We start from the raw sequence: 16473 nt of genomic DNA on the forward strand, positions 1-16473 counted from the left end.
AAGTCGATGGTGCGGTTAAATTCTTCAGCCATTTAAAGTGATATTGTTCATCAATTTGAATACACAAGTTTTTGATTATTATGTCAGAGCACTTGTGTTGAACGGCCACATTTCTCTTAGAAAAAGTTAGTCTTGGACTACTCCCAGTATCCTAGTTACGCCAATAGCTCAGGGAGAAAAGAATCTCATCCTCCAAGCCTAACTTAGGTGGTCTGCCTTTAGTTGGAGTATGCCTCTGCAATTACTCAAGCATTAAATGAGATGCCAGTGTATCGCTTAAACTGAGAATCAGAAAGCTTCTTTGAGTCGATGTATTTCATACACAGATTATGTATGGATATTGCAATATTTTCAGTACATATTATCATCAAAAATATGATCCTTTTTTGATTTATGAAAGAGATCAAGTAATTATTAGACCACCTTCTGGTGGCTTTTGAATATCTAAGCACTCATAATACTTATAAATAATAAATGATCACTTAAGTAAGTATGGAAAATAAAGATAAATACGATGAGGCTGTGTACAAGGCTCTTTTTGACTTTCAATTAAAAGAATTCGATGATACTAAGGCTCAACATTCAAAATTAGAAGATAAAGCAGCTAAGTATTTAACATTCACTTCAATAATTATTGCAGCGTTAAGTATTTTTTCTAAGCAATATTTATTTGATACTAATGAAAAAGATTTTCTCTTTTATATTATTGTTTTTTTGATCGTTTTAATTTTTATTAGTTTGTGTTGTATCGCGAGGTTCTTATTTCATGTGGTTGAAGTTAGTGAGGTGGGACGGCTTAAGAGTGATAGCGAAATGATAAATTTTTTTATACAAAATGATTTACCTACTGTTCAATATAATTTAGCTAAAGATCTTACCCAAGCAATACAGATGTATGATGCCAGAAATCGTATTAAAGTTAATTATCTCAAAAATGCGTTTAAAGAGATAAAATTCTGTGGTTTATTGTTGGTATTAACAGTAATATTGATCGTAATTGATACACTTGTTATTTAATAATTATGATTAATTACAATAGACCAACACCACCTGATGTAAACAGACCTCCCGTTATTGTAGAAGAGAGAAGCCTTGATAAAGATAAGGTGATAACAAGATGAGTACTATTAAACCAGTGCCTCCAACCATACCTACTCCACCAATTAAAATAGTTGGTGATTCTATGCCGAAAGGGTTAGGTAAAAGCAAACCAAAATGAGAAATCTAATAGGTTATTAGTTCTTTATTGTTATAAGTTACTTTTTAAAAAGTTACCATTAGGTAGCTTTTTTATTCTTGGCATAACTGGAACTGACAGGAACTTATTGAATACAGATAATCAACAATCACCTTATATAAAATAGGGTGATTTTTTTATGTCTCAATCTGCAAGTGGTTTGCAATATGATGAGCTGGGTTTTCTGATTGGCTTGAAAAAGACTGGTCGTGATGTTGCCAAGATTGATAAGAATGTAGAGCAGATTATTAATCTGCTTGAACAGGCTTTAAAAGCCAGAGAAAGCCAACAGTATCAGCATGAACCTTCTCAGCCTAAACTGAGCGCCTTGGCACAGGCATTGATTGATGCACAACGTGAGCCGGTTAATTCAGAGGATTTGATCCGAGAACAAAGACAGGCTACAACTGCTATAAATCAATTGTTGGAGACAGTAGAGGATCTAGTCTCTGAATCAGTACAGTCATCTAATTCAAAAGCGAAGCCAAAGCGGTCTGCAATACAGAATGATTCAGTCACAATTGATTCGCAGGAAAGCATTGCGCGTGAACTGGGATCAGACCGCCAGCGGGATGCAAATGGCCGGTTTATTGGTTCTGGCCAAGAGAGTGGATCATCAGCCTTAGGTAAAATTACTCAAACGCTCAGTACGGCGATAACAAATGGTTTAAACACCACCCCTCAAGGCGTAGATCCGACCATTGATGCAATAAATGAAGTGGCAACGGTACTTTCTCCAGTTAAACGTGTTGCCGGCTTTATGCTGCGTCCTTTGTCCGGCCTGATGAAGAGCCGTAAACGCAGTGAGCCATTGCCTAAGGAAGAAAGCGAACACAATAAGAAGCAAATTAAGATGCTTCAAAAGATTGCTGACAACTTGGCCTCAAGAGGTGGATTGCTGGGCGGTATTGGTAAACTTTTGGGTGCTGGTGGAGGTCTATTAGGTGGTTTATTAGGCAAAGGTGGTAAGGGTTTAACCAAACTGTTGAAACTTGGTAAAGGGTTGCCAGTCATAGGGGCTTTACTTACTGCATTGTCATTCAGTGATTGGAAAAGTCAGAATACCGAAGAGAAAGGCGGTACGGTAGGTAGTCTTGCAGGTGGTACTGTCGGTGCGATTGCTGGAAGTCTACTAGGGCCTGTAGGAACCCTTGTTGGCGGCATGGTTGGTGCTTGGGTGGGTGATAAGCTGGGCAGTACTGTAGCGCCATATTTTAAGGAATGGACAGACAGCTTAAAGGCAGCAGATTCACCCGGTATTTTAAAGGCTGGCTGGGACAGTTTTATTGACCTTGCCACGAAGGCTTTTAATTTAACGCCAGCTGGAAAGAGTGCCAGTCTAATTAAAGATGGCTATGACTGGATAAAACAAAAGCTATCTGGCGGGGATTCATCATACTTATATCGGAAACAATACGGCGGGCAAGGGGTAGATCAGCCTGCACAGTTTGGTGGAGCGTCTTTAAATTCATTTTCAGCGAGTGAATATGCTCCACTGTTAGATGAAATTGCACGAGGAGAATCAACCAAAGGGGCATTTGGTACATCTGGATATGATGCAGTCTATAGTGGTGCCCCGATTAGACCACCTAAACCAATTTCACAAATGACTTTTGGTGAGGTTAAGGCATATCAAAAGCAATTGATTAAAGCAGGATCAAAGTCAACAGGGGCAGGGCGATATCAGAATATTTGGAATAAAGGTGCATTTGCGAAAATGGCTGAGCAAGCAGGTTTTAAAGACAGTGATATATTTAACGCAGAGAACCAAGATAAGCTGGCTATTCACTATGCAGGTGGAAAGAAACAGCTAGACAAATGGATTGAAACGAAAAACGGTGTTGCCTTGGCAAATAAAACTTCTCAACAATGGGCAGGCGTGAAAAATGCACATGGCGTTGGCAACTATGACGGTGATGGTTTAAATAAAGCCCGTCATGGAGGTGTTGAGGCTATGCGTAAGGCCAGTGAAGAGATTTTAAATAACAGAAAACAGTCTACGAGTTCAAAAACGCCAGTTAGTAACCAAGCTACATCAATCGTAAATAGTGCAAAAAATAATACGGCTTCTTTGCTTGCTGCAAAAACTTCGGAAACGCCTACGATTACACGTACAAGTTCTCTAGGTGCGTCATTTAATCCGCCTAAGATTAATACACAAGTAGAGCCAGCCAAAGAATATTTAACATCTCCAAGCCCTCAGCAAGTCGTTGTTGTAAATCAAAATAGTGGTAACATTAACCAAAATGTAAGCGATCGTCTATTAGCGCACGCTATTACTGGTGGACTTGGAATGGGGAATAATCAAAATGGTTAAGTGGTACTGTATCAACGTCTTACCAATTAAAGAAAATAACAAATTTTCCTTGTAGATAATGATTAAATAAGAATACCGCCGTGATGGCGGTATTCTTTTGTGTCAATTTTGCTCTTTAGACTAACTCATCATATCTTCAACAGCCATGACTGCTAAAGCAAGATAATGAGAGATAAAGATATAAACCAGAAAAAATATAGTAGTGCCAGCAATAAGTGAACCAATATCACCAATATATAATTTAAGCCATCCACCAATACCAAGAGCAACTATGAACGAAATTCCTCGGCGAGCCCAAAAATAAATACTGCGTTTTCTAGGAGTTCTTATTAAGTTTTCAGTATAAGACGGTTTTTTTGCCATAATTTTTCCTTTATAAAGCCTCGTGAAAGCAGGGCTTTTTTATGTCTCACTGAATTTCAAAATGGTGCTTCTTAGTCACCATTTTTATTTCTATACCCCGATAATATCTGATCATTGGGTCCTTTATGTCTTTAGTGACGTGCTCATGAAACTTTGCATCTTTCATTAGCTTGGAGTAGGTCATATACCCAATAACGAGTAAGTTTGGACCCTTTTTAGTTTTCTTGAATTCTTCAATATGTTTATTAATTTCTTTAACACTAATATTCATTTTAAATTACTGCTGATAAACATTATTGTATCTATATAACAGAAAAATATGACAATTTATAAATTTAATTTTGCATTTTGTCATAAAAATGATTAAGAAGTAGTAAGGTTATTGCAAAATGCGATAATTTCTTTTATCCTAGATTTATAGCAAAATGCGATAAAGATGATGCACGTTATTACTCACGCCAGAATTACTGAAGCAAGTCAGAAATGGCCGCATGCCCAAAGTGCATTAGATGGCTGGTATCGAATTATAAAAGCAAATGATCCTAAGGACTTTGCTGCAATGAAAGCACTTTTTCCTGCTGTAGATAAAGTAGGGAAATTCTATGTATTCGATATTGGCGGAAATAAAATCAGGTTAATTGCTGTGGTTATGTATAAAGCCAAGAAGGTTTATATTCGGCATGTACTGACACATAAAGAATATGACAATGAAAATTGGAAGGAGGGTTAAATATGAATGCAATGATTAAACAGGCAGTAGACCATTGGCGTTATGTTTCACCATTGCTAACCAAGCCTGAAACAAAAGAAGATTTTGATGCGCTTGTTGAGGCATTAGATGAATTACTTGATATTGTTGGAGATGATGAGAGCCATCCTTTAATGGGGCTCGTACATCAGCTTGGGAACTCAGTATCAGAGTATGAAGATGAGCATTTGCCAATGCCTCAAGGTGATGGGCGTACTGCATTAGAATTTTTAATGGAACAGCATAATTTAAGCCAATCAGATCTACCTGAAGTCGCAACCCAATCTGTTATTTCTGAGATTTTGAGTGGCAAGCGCCAGTTGAATATCCGCCATATTAAGGCTCTATCTACAAGATTTAATGTTTCTGCAGATACATTTTTTTAAGAAAAACTACTCTGTAATTTAGTTAGTGATTATTCATCCCTCAATGGGGGATGAATAATATTGGAACTGACTTTAAGAGTATCAATAATATTCAGTCAAAATTGCCCTATTCAACAATAGGGCTTTTTTTATGGGCAATCTCAACCTTACTACTATTACAGATCAAACGCCGTATGTTCAAAAGATCAAACGCGCTTTAGAGAAGGCATCTGGACAATCTATTCCCCTGACAGAAGTAAAAAAGGTGCAGCGTAAAGGTGGCGTCAGTGTTGCGCCGATTGTATTTTTATTTGCTGGTGGTCAAGAATTAACTTTATTTGCTCGAGCAAGTGCAGATGTATTCAAAGCTTCGCTGAACGGTAAAGAAATTGTACTGTCTGGTGATTTTAGTGATGATTATAAGCAGACATTTGATAATGCCGTATCAGGTGTTGCTCAACTAATACGTACCGCACAGCCGAAGATTGAGCAGCAGAATAAAAAAGAAAAGGTGAATATTCCACGGCGTCCGTCCAATAGCATTCCCAAACAGCTGGCAGAAAAACTGGAGCAGGAAAAGCAACTTGATCAGGAGATAGCGGGTAAGACAACGCAGCGTGATCAGCTACTTCAGCAGTTAGAGCAGGCAAAAACACAGTCGGCCTAATTATTTGGCTATGTGGAATAAGTAGTGGAATCTGAGCTTTAAGAATAGTCCGTGTTTTCTTGCCGAATGGTTAAACTACCTGTTTAGCAGTACTAATCAAATTTGTGGAACATTGGTCAAAGAATAGGCGTGGAACGTGAATAATCACAAAAAAGCCGTTCCAGTGCGCTGAACGCTGGAACGGATTGAAGTAAGGTAATGATTTATATGGAAATAAAAAGAGAATTTCGTATAAGGTGTATTATGTTAATTTTAGAATATATTAAAGATTAAAAAGAGCTTATGAACTATGATTTTTGACTTACTAGACCATGAACAAGAGTTTTTAACACTGCTAGATCAATTAATAGCGGAAACACCAGAATTTGAAAACAAACTCACCCTTGTTGATAAAAAATTGACGTTTATTAATAATCTTATTGAGTTAGAAAAATATAGGTTAGAGCATAGATTTAAAACAGAGCAACATGAAGATGAGCACGCATTAAAAAGATATGTGTCTCGTAGAAATAAAGATTAATTATTTTATATTAAGATTTTAAAATTTAGCAGAAGCGGTGAAATTCTTAGACATGTGACCATAAATTTTGAAGGATGGCAGGATACTCCTATCGCAGCCATCAACCGTGAATATGTGAATGAACGCTACAACCAACTTAAAGAACATGGTTTACGTGGTAAGCCCAAGCTAAACGAGCATGAATTAATTACGCAATGGACGAATATAGAAAGGAAAATGGGATACCATTAATTCAAGAGAACCCATACTAGGAGTTAAATGTCACTAAAATCATATTCATAGTTATTTACACTAGATAACTCTTTATTTTTATCCTGAACTATTCGAGCAATATCATTTTCATCAGTTTTAATCCAGTCTCCATTTTCCTTGATATTTACTGCTTTAGTTAATTTAGCATTATTATATCTCTTGTAGATTATTGGCTTAGCAACCCCCTTATAGCCTTGCTCATTACAGTTATCTATAATCTGCTCAAAATAATTTAGCATTTCTAAGGAAATATTAGATTGAGCGACCACAAGTTCATTATATTTCTCACATAACTCTTCATTAAATCTTCTAAGACCAATAATACCAATTTGTCCCTTTGGAATTGATTCAACTTTAGGGATAGCTTTTACACCCTCTCCTGATTCCTCCTCGCCAAACTCAACTCTATACAAAAAGTTTTCCCGTTTATGCGGACACGATAATGAAAATAAATATTCATTATCTTTTACTCTCTTCCAGTCCTCTTCTCCTAAAACATGTTTTGATGCAGAACGAACCGCTTCACTTATCGAATATTCTATTATGTCTTTTAAATCATTAACCTGAATAGCACTGAGTACTTCATCATAAGAAAGTTCTGACTCATCCCAAATGCGTCCCTCATTATAAAATTGATTATTTCTTAAATCGCAATGACGAATTAAAGAATATGTTGTTATGCCATTATTATAAGAATAATTGACTCTAACTTTAGTCAGATGCTCATTAATAGTATTAAGAATATGTTGAGCTATTAAAGTATTACCTGCTAACGCAACTACAGATTCTGCTTTGTAAGAGTCAAATGGGATATATCTCCTGAATTCTTTAACAAAATAAGGCGCATGAACTACAATAGGAATTGCATAAATTTTTTTGAAACCTGATAAAATTGTTTTTGGAATAGTACTTAAACCATTTGTAATGGCTGAGTCACCTATAAAGAAAATTTCATCGCCATCAAATCCTGCTACAACTAACGTCATAAATTACCCCCAAATTTCCTAGAACTAATGCTAAAGCCTTTGCACCTAATAATTTAATCGCATCAAAAGTTAGCTCTAATCCTTTATCTAAAGCAGAACTCTTAATCTTATCCCACACTGGTTGACTCCTAATTATGTCTATGAGTTCATGACCTTTCCATGTTAAGCATTTTACATACACATCTTCGTCAGTATCTAAATTACTCAGTATATTTCCATCAATAAAATTAGCAAGTTAACTGTCCATTTTACTGAAGCTAATACAAACATAAAAACCCTCTTGGAATTTTTCGGGTTCTGTCTCCTTAAAGAATTAATCCCCATTTAACATAATGGTGCTTATACGAAACGCGTTTCATTTAAATTAATAATTTCAACAACTTAACTGTTTTTAAAAATTCAAAAAAGCACAAAAAAACCGACTCGGAAACAATTCGGCTTTTTTATGTACAACTCTGGAAGTTATTGCCAATAAAAACGATCAATATTTAATCAAAATAGCACATTATTGTATGTTATCAACTCATCCACTGCTTAAATTATCCCCAATTTCTGCGGATAACCCTTGGGGTGAAATTTAAACAGTTTTGTACGCATTTGCTCACAACAATTCCCGCCCTTTGCGGCTATACGACCTCACGCTGATTTCTTATCATGGGGACATAGAGAGCAGGATGCTCCAGATAAGAATAACAAGATCAGATACAAGGAATGTGAGGTACGACAGGAGTTATACCAAAGCACCCAATACGAAAAACCCCGACAGGATGTTGGGGTTTTTTATTATAAAAAATTAGATTATTAAGAGATTTTTTATGCAAGTGTGGATGAGTAGTGAATCAGGTAGAGATGCTTTAAATGAAGAACAGTTTCAGCAATTGAATGTTGCTCGTAATAATGTTGAGAATATACTTAAAAGCAGACTTGAATATAAAACTTACGATATACCTTTAGAGAGTTGGGACTGTATTACGATAATGATGGGTCCAAAAGGCTTCGAAGAACGAGTAATGTATTCATTTAAAAAAAAGATTATGGATTTTCGCTTAAAAATAAATTACGAGAAATTTAACTCCACCGATGATTTGGGACGGCAAAAACTTATTTTTGAGATGATGCTCAGAAGTTTAGACTTGTTAAAAATTAAATTTGAAAAGGTTAGGCCTAAGCTTGATGAAAAAGTCTATGAAGAACTTGATAGACTAAAAAAAGATGTTTTAGATATTTCAAAAATTGATTCATAACTCATATGGCCAAGACCATACAATGATCTTGTTAGAACCCAAATAGAAATGTCCGCTTTTAGGATATTCACTAGATCCAAAAGACTGCTTAGGCGGTCTTTTTTATTGGAACAAGTACGCTGGCTATAGTTATAAAAATCTTACCCTAACCATATATAGCTTTAGGAGCGGGTAATGCTGAATTTTGGTTTGAATGTACTGCTGGTCATACTCTTTTTAGTACATGTATTTTTTGCATTTAAAGGTTTTCGTGACAGTAAAGTACAGCTCATGCATCTTTTGCGTCAGGGCATCGTTGATAAGGTTTTTAACCATTCACGGAAGACGCTATATCTGCTTTTGATCCCCGCAGTTTTGGTCACCGGCATTGCCACATGGTCTTTTTACAATGTGCTGACTTACTGCGGCGCTTCTGATTTTATCCTTTATATTTTAATAGCATTTTTTGCGCTGTATTCCATGATGGTGATTGCAGCTTTCCTGTTCTGTAAAGTCATTCAATTGGCAGCGCATAAGGCGGGGCTATGATCGATCGAAATAAGATACACGCCATGCTTAATCATTGGTTTGAAGCTGAAATTAACGGCTATTTTGGATCACCTTATGGGCCAGACTTGAACAGCTTGCTTATGGGTCCTTTAGATTCTCCAGTGGCAAATGAATTCATCAACAAGATGAAGCAGGATATTCCGATTCTTCAGCAGCTCAGTGCAGATCAGCTTGCGCTATATAGCCAAAATGAAGGCTTTGAAACAAAGGTTATTTACCTCAAAGTCGGTGATGTGGCGATTAACTTAAATCAGATCCGTGACAGTCAGATGTCGCAGTCAATGCAAGGGGAGACATACGATGCTGACGCAAGCTAATTTTGAAGCACGTATTGTTGCCTCATTAGATGACTATGAAATTCAGGAACGCTATAACGCGCAAGATCCATTGGTGATCCAGCAGATCCGCTCTATTGCAGCATTCCTTTCCTTATTCAGTCAGGAAATTGATATTGCAGAACTGGAACCGTTCATTAAAACCCGCGACCGCTCAATTATCGCTGATGCGACCAATAAAGGCATTCTACCGATTGGAATGCCGGCACAGCATATTTTGGAAGTGCTCAACCGTTCAGGAAACAGCATTAGCTTAAGCCAAGGCCGTCAAATTGAAGATAATAGTGGTCGTCCATGGCGCTTGCTCCAGTCTGTGACTGTATTGCCGGGTGAAACGGGAGAAGTACTGGTAGAGCAGAGTGAATACCGTGAAGTCCAATACCTTGTACAGAACAGTGAAAGTTTCCATCGTACGCAAATTAAATTACAAGATGATTTGTCATTAGCCGGTATTACGGTGCGTGATGATCAAAACAATCCCTACCTGCATAAAAAGCGCTGGATGAATGTCGCACCGTTGGAATACGCATTCAACCTGACAACGGATAGTCTACGTCGAATATTTATAGAATTTGGTGATGATGAGCGAGCAGGATGCACTGCAAAAGCCAATCAGATATTTACCTTGGGCATTTTAGAAACATACGGCGATGTTGATATTTCGCGTTTAAAAGATGCTTCACTGGTTGATGTATTTAATGCCGATGAGCAACGTGTCTCAGTGCGCTTTAAGCAAAGTGGAGCGGTACGTCAGGGCGCAGATCCGCTAAATGTATCTGAGCTGCGCGTACTGTCCAGCTACCCATCGCTTTATGATGAAAACGCCGTGTTTCTGGGTAACTTCGATTATTCAGTCCGGGCTAAATTTATGCCACGCGCTAACTATCTGGCGGTGTGGAATGAAAATGAACATGACCGTTACTATGGTGCAACCTATCAAGATATTAATCATCTGCATATTGCGGTAGTCGCTAAAAACAGCGTGGAGCAGACAACACTGGAACAGGAAATCATTCAGTATATTGGCCAGCTGGATAGCCTATATAAAGACCGGGTGAGGGTACATGCTGTATTAGAAAAGCCTTTTGCAATAATGTTAAACGGCCGCTTGGCCGCCGTGCATGATTTAGACGGTGTAAAGGTGCAGATCAAAGGTTTGTTGGTTGACCGTTATGGCCAAACGAAATTGAGCTCAAGCCGTTGGTTAGTGAATGGCTTCAATACACAGGAAATATCAACCCAGTTGCGTAAAAATATTACAGCCTTTCAGGACAATATCAGTGACTTCTCGCTACTTGTGCCTGCGGGTTTGAATAAGCCACATGAATGGGTCTATATCTCCAATGAAAGTATCACACTGAATCTAGAACGTACCGCAGAGATGGGGGCAGCATGGGTAATGTAAGCTTTACGCGCCCCATTGATCAGCAAGTCAATAATTACCAAGGCTTAGAAACGGCATTGGCCAAGGCATTTAAACAAGTCTTTGCCGATGTCTTTGAACAGCAGGTTCAGGACATGCTGGACTATGGCTGTCCGCACTTAGGTAGCCGAAAAGTCATTGAGCGCTTTTCTAAGCAAGATGGTCTTGTGGTACTACGGCGTCCACTGACTTCAGATACGTTGATGCGGGTCATCTATGCAAACTGGTCAAGTCTGGCCAGTGAGCGTGGTTTAGGCTTTTTAGAATTTGTACTACGCATGATCTGGACGGATCAGTGGCAAATTAAGCGACTCTGGCATCCAATCAAAACCTACTTGAATTACCCAAAGCATATTACCGATGAGGAAAAGCCAGATCATTTCCTCACAAGCCGGTTGCGTATTTCAATTGAGGACAGCGTTGATACATCCGAGATTATTGAACTGTCACCGATATTACGGCGTTTGGTTCCTGCCAATGTCGTGCTTAAGGTTCATTCAAAGGCTTTGGATGTGGAGCTGGGGAATAGCTCAATAGGTGCAGCAGTATATGGCAAGGTTTATCAGGTAATTGACTTCAGTGATTAAGATTGAAAGTTGCAAATTATGGGGAATATAAAAAGGCGGGAAAACCCGCCTTTTTATAGTTTATTAGTAGGGGCTAGTTGGTAAATCTCTAAAGCCTAGATATAGTCCATAAGCAGCTTTTTGATCAAAAGCTGAACACAAACCAGATTTAAGTGAAGGATCAATATTTTTACTTAGATCGACTTTTTCGTTTGATGTGTAATCACCAAAATATAATTTTCCATTTAATTCAACTACGACCATTTGGTATGCATCAGAAACATTCCCATCAGCTTCTTTTACATATGCAACATTCTTATTTGCCCACTGTTCTGTCATAACATTTAAACCCTGAGTTTTTTTCTCATTTACCCAAGCTGAATATGTTTTATTGACTAAGTTATTCTTGTCAAATTCAATAGTAGAGTGTGAAAGTTGAGTACTTAAGAACTGGTAACACTCAGCTCCCTCTGGAAAAGTTTGAGTAGATTTGAAAAAGGCAAGTCTAAGCTTTAAAAATTCAGTTGGTTCTGAATTGAGATTTTCAGAAGCGAAAATAGAGTTTATTACTTCCGAAGAGTTAATTTTCTTTTTAGAAAGACTAAGTGTCTTAAATGTAATGGTTTGAGTTAGACCACCTTTGTGCTGGTCATACGAAGTTATTACAGTACCTTTATCATTTTTTTCTAAATATAGAGGCAGGCTATAACCGTTAGATTCATATAACTTATCTTTAGTAAGAGTAAAATCATATTCTGTATAAGGATTTTCAGCCGTAGCGTATTGCTGTTCAAAATCAACTTGTGTTCTAGTCGTTATTGAAACATTATTATCACGTAATATTAGTGATTCACTAAATATTTTATATAACTCCCTTCCCATAAAATCATTTCTTTCACCTATTAATTCGTAAGTATGCATTGGAAACTTAATTGAAGTATTAGTTGCACTACTATTGTAGCTGTCACCTGTGCCACCTCCACCACATGCAGAGATAGTTAAGCCCATTAGGGAAATCAAACTTAGTTTTGAAAATTTTGAAGTTAATAATTTCATTATTGAATTACCCGAATATTAAATTAATATAAATTATGTATTTAAAAATAATAAGAATTTAGCAAATGCTATTCTAAAAAATTGAAGGGATTCTATATCAATTTAGAAGTTTTTCCTTTAAATATTTTTAACAAAAGGTAAAAAGTGGTTGCGCGGTTTTGATTGGAACACTGCAAAACCTACACTGCGCTGTATTGCCAAAATAGCCTCAATATTCTAATTATTGGGGCTTTTTTATGGCTGATACAGCTCGAAAAACCAAGAAAATTAAATACAACTTATTTGAGCGTGGCCGCCAGCATTCAGGTAAAAACCGCGCCAATGTTGATATGAAAGAAATGATCAATCAGATTAACCATCCGAGAGTTCAGGAAATGATTAAGTCGGGGACCATGTACGGCTATAACGGGCATGAGATCCGTCGCCGTTATGGGATGTTTCCGCCTGAATCAGTGATCATTGATGGCAAAGTGGTGTATTTAGAGTCAGCATTCAGAACACTTGAATCTTATGCCGATAAAAATGGTGATGTAACCCATGTAGCAGAGTTTCTCGATAATGCAGCAGGGGAACATGCCCGCAAGCAGTATCTAGCCCGTGTAGGCGGTTTCAGTTCAGCTCAGGATTACCGCCGTTCTGGACTAGGTTTAGTACCCGTTAATTTCTATGGTTATGATTATGTCACACAGCCGAACTATGTCACTAACGTAGGTGATGGCCAGCTGTTTGATGGCCTAGCAGTACCAGAACATCAAGAAGGTCTGATTTCCTGTTTTGACAGTGCGACAGATGTTTCGCTGCTATCACCTTCGGAAGCCATGATTGCCAATATGCTTGAACAGCAAATTGTGCGAGATTTTGATCATATTCACGCCCAGCTTCAGCTGCATCAGTTCAATGAGCAGGCTTTAGATCAAGTGGATCAGCTGGCAAATCAGTTGGCTAAACGTGATCAGCGTGCAGCATTACAGGTTCAGCGTACACAGGATTTCTATACAGGCATGGTCGGGGAGATCCGCTCTTTTGATTCAGTGTGCAATGAAGCAGAGCAGCTGCTAACAGAAAGTGAAATTGCGCGTATGCAGATCGACGGTGAAAAACCGAAGGTTAAACCCGTAAAAGCGAAAGGCTTTAAAATCTTTGGGTGGGGCTGATTATGAGCATGCCTAAAGATTCGCTTAAATGCATTCAAGATACCTGGTATAAAATGCTGGTCGATTTTCGGGCATGGTATATGCCCGAAACCGTTCAGACTGATGAATGGAAAACTCGGCAGATCAGCACGGCGATTAAGTCCTGTCCAAGCCGTCTGATGGACGATTCAGAATCAATGCTGGCTGAATACCGTAAAAGCCAAAATGCTGATGTTTCAGGTGGTGCTACGGCGTTTATGCCGATTATGCTGACCGCTACTGCATTGATTGATCAGCCGCCCGATGTTAGTCAGCTTCTGCCAGTGCCATACTTTGTACCTGTGGTAATCAACGATCAATTAGTGAAAATTCGCTTAATTGCTAAGACTGTACGTGCGCAAATTGCTTTTTATGCGACTAACTCACATGATGCGCGGTCTGTATGCGATCAGTTCTGTGCATACATGCTGGATGAAGATAAACGCCGTGTTGCGGTGCCTTTTGAGATAGCGGGCAGTCATATTGAGTACAGTACCTTTACAGTTTTAGAAAATCAGTTGTTTCCATCACCAGTACCCAGTGAAGCAATCAACCTGTCTATTTTTACGATTGATGTGCAGCTGATTGGTTATGTGCCGCAAATTCTAGGGCTTGGTGGTCAGCATGATAACAACACTGATAATGGCTATAACCCTGACGGATCGGCAGTAGAAAAACCATTGGAAGATTTTGTGGTGATTCAAGCTGATAAATTTGCTGAAGACGGTCATACCCGTGTGATAGCCAATAAAGATACTAGCGAGATTACTGTAGAGAACATTCATGACTGAGTTGATAGGTTTTGACTCAGCCTCTTCCAGTCAAGTGCCCAGAACGGCTGAAGAGAATATTTCACGGGGGCGCGCTGCAATGCGCGTGGTGCTCAAGACCAAGCACGATTTTGACCACGCCATGTACCGTCAGGATATGGGCTGGATTGATTTTGTCTGGGGAGATGCAGGCAAGGTGCGGCCCAATGGGAAAACCAAAGGCGGCAAAGGAATTGTCCATATTCTGGAGGCAAGGATGCGTAAGGATGGCTATTCTGCAACGCAGGCTCATGCCTTGGTGTATCGAATGGTTACTGTGCTTGCGAAAGGGAAAATACTCAGAACATTCAAGCACGATTTATCAAGTCAAACTGTGATTGAGCATCAAGGGTATGAAGCAACATTGATTAAAACGGATAGCAATGAATGGCTGCTGTCTGGCTGGAAAGTATTTGATTGATAAGCGGTTGATGACAGCAGTTACACTGATGGGATTCCTGCTGCTACGCACAATATACCTACACCTCGACGTTATATTGTGGGAGCAACCGCTTACTTTTTATTCTAATGTTTTTGGGAGATTTGTCAAATGACAGAAATGATCCGTATTGACAGCCGTGTGACTGGCTTTTCTGATGAGCCTATACGCCTAATGGCAATGTGTTTTCAGGATACTGGAGAGATTCTGTTGCAAAAGACGGAGATATTTACCGCTTTGGCCGTACCGCCAGATCTGCGTAAAAATACGGTCGTTGTTACTGATTCACCAAACTTGATTAAGAACTGGCAGCTGAAATTCGATGCGCAGCAGCATCTTGAAGAAGTGATCCGCATTTATCAAGCAAGCTACCGTGGTGGACTGGTTGAATTCGAAAATTCAATTACCCGTTATAACCCAATGAACATTCTTCAGGTGCGTAAAATTGATAAGAAGGGCATGCAGCAAGAGTTTGACAGCAGCTCGCTGAATAATGGGCATATTGCAGCGCTACTGGCGATCTGGGCAAGTCATAAGATAGCAACAGGGTATGGAGTAATGTCGAATCAGGTGCAGGAAGCGGATAATATAGATCGGACGATGTTGCCTTTTAGTATTTAAAAAATTTATATGATTCTAATCAGAGGTATAAATTAATTCTATTAATATTCAGTTCATGATGGTAATAACCATCATGGAGCAGATATTCTTATTGGTGATAATATAGACACTTTAAGTGGGAGCCTATTACTTCCACTTTTACTAATTTTTTTAACTTTAAGTATTTTGAACTGTTAGTGTTAAACCTAAAGCATTTACTACACGATTGATAGTGTCAAAACGAGGTGCTGAGTTCAATAAAGGGTTATGTATGTCTAGAATTTTGGTGGGTATTCAGAATTAAATAGCTCATGTAATCCTATCTCAGCAGGATCATTCAGTATGAATGAATTTTCTTGTGTTTTATAAGCTAATTCAAACTGTCCCTTTTCTTTGTCAATAATTCTAACACCATCCAATACTGCAAAAACACCAAATAAGACATCATGAGCTATTAACTCAATTATGATATTCACGTTCTTAGTATTTTCTTCTGATAAGCTGTTATACCATTCAGATAAATTTTTCATCTTAGGAGAAACGCTTCTACCAAGTGGGCTTTTTAACCTAGAAATAACACCCTTGATTCCGTCATCTCGAACGTAGAGCTTAAGCGCATCAACAAACTCAGCGTTATCCATTATTATTTCCTTATTTTGATAGATGCTATTACATCATTGTATTTACTTTTTCTAAAATTAACATAATGCACCTTATATAAAATCATGACGAGGTTCAGCGCATTATCATGGTTTCTTTGCGATTATGCTTGTTTCACGCTTACTATTTTACGCAAGTAGAGCACCCTGAAGTGTTCCATTTAAT

20 protein-coding genes and 1 pseudogene are annotated in these 16473 nt (G+C 38.2%); 15 read left to right on the forward strand and 6 right to left on the reverse strand.

Annotated elements, in window-relative coordinates; all coding sequences use genetic code 11:
- The first annotated feature begins 492 nt into the window (after positions 1–492).
- Both F994_RS04415 and F994_RS04420 read left to right on the forward strand, forming a co-directional pair.
- On the forward strand, positions 493–1017 hold the full coding sequence (locus F994_RS04415; protein WP_004648917.1) for a hypothetical protein: 525 nt from the start codon (positions 493–495) through the stop codon (positions 1015–1017).
- Between the two features lie 359 nt (positions 1018–1376).
- Positions 1377–3554 carry a hypothetical protein gene (locus F994_RS04420; RefSeq protein WP_004648919.1) on the forward strand — a complete coding sequence of 726 codons (2178 nt, stop codon included), beginning with the start codon at positions 1377–1379 and terminating at the stop codon, positions 3552–3554.
- A 120-nt stretch (positions 3555–3674) separates the two neighbouring features.
- On the opposite strand, the gene F994_RS04425 is transcribed toward F994_RS04420, so the two are convergent.
- Positions 3675–3917, reverse strand: a complete 243-nt coding sequence (locus F994_RS04425; RefSeq protein WP_004648920.1) for a hypothetical protein — start codon at positions 3915–3917, stop codon at positions 3675–3677.
- A gap of 439 nt (positions 3918–4356) precedes the next feature.
- On the opposite strand from F994_RS04425, the gene F994_RS04435 reads away from it, so the two are divergent.
- From F994_RS04435 to F994_RS04450, 4 genes are all read left to right on the forward strand, one after another.
- Entirely contained in the window at positions 4357–4647 is a 291-nt protein-coding gene (locus F994_RS04435; RefSeq protein WP_004648922.1) for a type II toxin-antitoxin system HigB family toxin, read from the forward strand.
- Positions 4648–4649: 2 nt separating this feature from the next.
- On the forward strand, positions 4650–5051 hold the full coding sequence (locus tag F994_RS04440; RefSeq protein ID WP_004648924.1) for a helix-turn-helix domain-containing protein: 402 nt from the start codon (positions 4650–4652) through the stop codon (positions 5049–5051).
- Positions 5052–5181: 130 nt separating this feature from the next.
- Positions 5182–5697: a hypothetical protein gene (locus tag F994_RS04445; RefSeq protein WP_004648925.1), complete on the forward strand. Its 516-nt coding sequence runs from the start codon at positions 5182–5184 to the stop codon at positions 5695–5697.
- A 289-nt stretch (positions 5698–5986) separates the two neighbouring features.
- Positions 5987–6217, forward strand: coding sequence for a hypothetical protein (locus F994_RS04450; protein ID WP_004648926.1), 231 nt, complete (start codon positions 5987–5989; stop codon positions 6215–6217).
- A 254-nt stretch (positions 6218–6471) separates the two neighbouring features.
- On the opposite strand, the gene F994_RS04455 is transcribed toward F994_RS04450, so the two are convergent.
- Complete coding sequence (locus F994_RS04455; protein WP_004648927.1) at positions 6472–7455, reverse strand: hypothetical protein; 984 nt, start codon at positions 7453–7455, stop codon at positions 6472–6474.
- Entirely contained in the window at positions 7430–7678 is a 249-nt protein-coding gene (locus F994_RS18020; protein WP_081399731.1) for a DUF2513 domain-containing protein, read from the reverse strand. Before F994_RS18020 ends, F994_RS04455 begins: the two co-directional genes overlap by 26 nt.
- A gap of 592 nt (positions 7679–8270) precedes the next feature.
- Here F994_RS18020 and F994_RS04465 point away from each other — a divergent pair.
- The 5 genes from F994_RS04465 (at position 8271) to F994_RS04485 (ending at position 11593) form a co-directional block, all read left to right on the forward strand.
- Complete coding sequence (locus F994_RS04465) at positions 8271–8699, forward strand: Imm44 family immunity protein (RefSeq protein ID WP_004648929.1); 429 nt, start codon at positions 8271–8273, stop codon at positions 8697–8699.
- 174 nt (positions 8700–8873) lie between these two features.
- Positions 8874–9227, forward strand: coding sequence for a hypothetical protein (locus F994_RS04470; RefSeq protein ID WP_004648930.1), 354 nt, complete (start codon positions 8874–8876; stop codon positions 9225–9227).
- Positions 9224–9565, forward strand: a complete 342-nt coding sequence (locus F994_RS04475) for a hypothetical protein (RefSeq protein ID WP_004648931.1) — start codon at positions 9224–9226, stop codon at positions 9563–9565. Before F994_RS04470 ends, F994_RS04475 begins: the two co-directional genes overlap by 4 nt.
- The gene (locus F994_RS04480; RefSeq protein WP_004648932.1) at positions 9549–10988 is read left to right on the forward strand and encodes a hypothetical protein; all 1440 of its coding nucleotides are present in this window, start codon (positions 9549–9551) and stop codon (positions 10986–10988) included. The genes F994_RS04475 and F994_RS04480 overlap by 17 nt, the downstream gene beginning before the upstream one ends.
- Positions 10976–11593 carry a hypothetical protein gene (locus tag F994_RS04485; protein ID WP_004648934.1) on the forward strand — a complete coding sequence of 206 codons (618 nt, stop codon included), beginning with the start codon at positions 10976–10978 and terminating at the stop codon, positions 11591–11593. The genes F994_RS04480 and F994_RS04485 overlap by 13 nt, the downstream gene beginning before the upstream one ends.
- Before the next feature lie 63 nt (positions 11594–11656).
- On the opposite strand, the gene F994_RS04490 is transcribed toward F994_RS04485, so the two are convergent.
- On the reverse strand, positions 11657–12628 hold the full coding sequence (locus tag F994_RS04490; protein WP_004648935.1) for a hypothetical protein: 972 nt from the start codon (positions 12626–12628) through the stop codon (positions 11657–11659).
- A gap of 236 nt (positions 12629–12864) precedes the next feature.
- Here F994_RS04490 and F994_RS04495 point away from each other — a divergent pair, with 236 nt between their 5' ends.
- The 4 genes from F994_RS04495 (at position 12865) to F994_RS04510 (ending at position 15669) form a co-directional block, all read left to right on the forward strand.
- Positions 12865–13782, forward strand: a complete 918-nt coding sequence (locus tag F994_RS04495) for a hypothetical protein (protein ID WP_004648936.1) — start codon at positions 12865–12867, stop codon at positions 13780–13782.
- 2 nt (positions 13783–13784) lie between these two features.
- On the forward strand, positions 13785–14591 hold the full coding sequence (locus F994_RS04500; RefSeq protein ID WP_004648937.1) for a hypothetical protein: 807 nt from the start codon (positions 13785–13787) through the stop codon (positions 14589–14591).
- Positions 14584–15030, forward strand: coding sequence for a putative barnase/colicin E5 family endoribonuclease (locus F994_RS04505; RefSeq protein ID WP_004648938.1), 447 nt, complete (start codon positions 14584–14586; stop codon positions 15028–15030). Before F994_RS04500 ends, F994_RS04505 begins: the two co-directional genes overlap by 8 nt.
- Before the next feature lie 129 nt (positions 15031–15159).
- Complete coding sequence (locus F994_RS04510; RefSeq protein WP_004648939.1) at positions 15160–15669, forward strand: hypothetical protein; 510 nt, start codon at positions 15160–15162, stop codon at positions 15667–15669.
- 156 nt (positions 15670–15825) lie between these two features.
- Here F994_RS04510 and F994_RS17980 read toward each other — a convergent pair.
- Both F994_RS17980 and F994_RS04515 read right to left on the reverse strand, forming a co-directional pair.
- A pseudogene (locus F994_RS17980) lies at positions 15826–15903 on the reverse strand (addiction module antidote protein); the annotation flags it as partial.
- Positions 15904–15923: 20 nt separating this feature from the next.
- On the reverse strand, positions 15924–16289 hold the full coding sequence (locus F994_RS04515; RefSeq protein WP_004648940.1) for a hypothetical protein: 366 nt from the start codon (positions 16287–16289) through the stop codon (positions 15924–15926).
- Positions 16290–16473: the final 184 nt, after the last annotated feature.

The sequence above is a fragment of the Acinetobacter bohemicus ANC 3994 genome (assembly GCF_000367925.1).
Taxonomy (GTDB): domain Bacteria; phylum Pseudomonadota; class Gammaproteobacteria; order Pseudomonadales; family Moraxellaceae; genus Acinetobacter; species Acinetobacter bohemicus.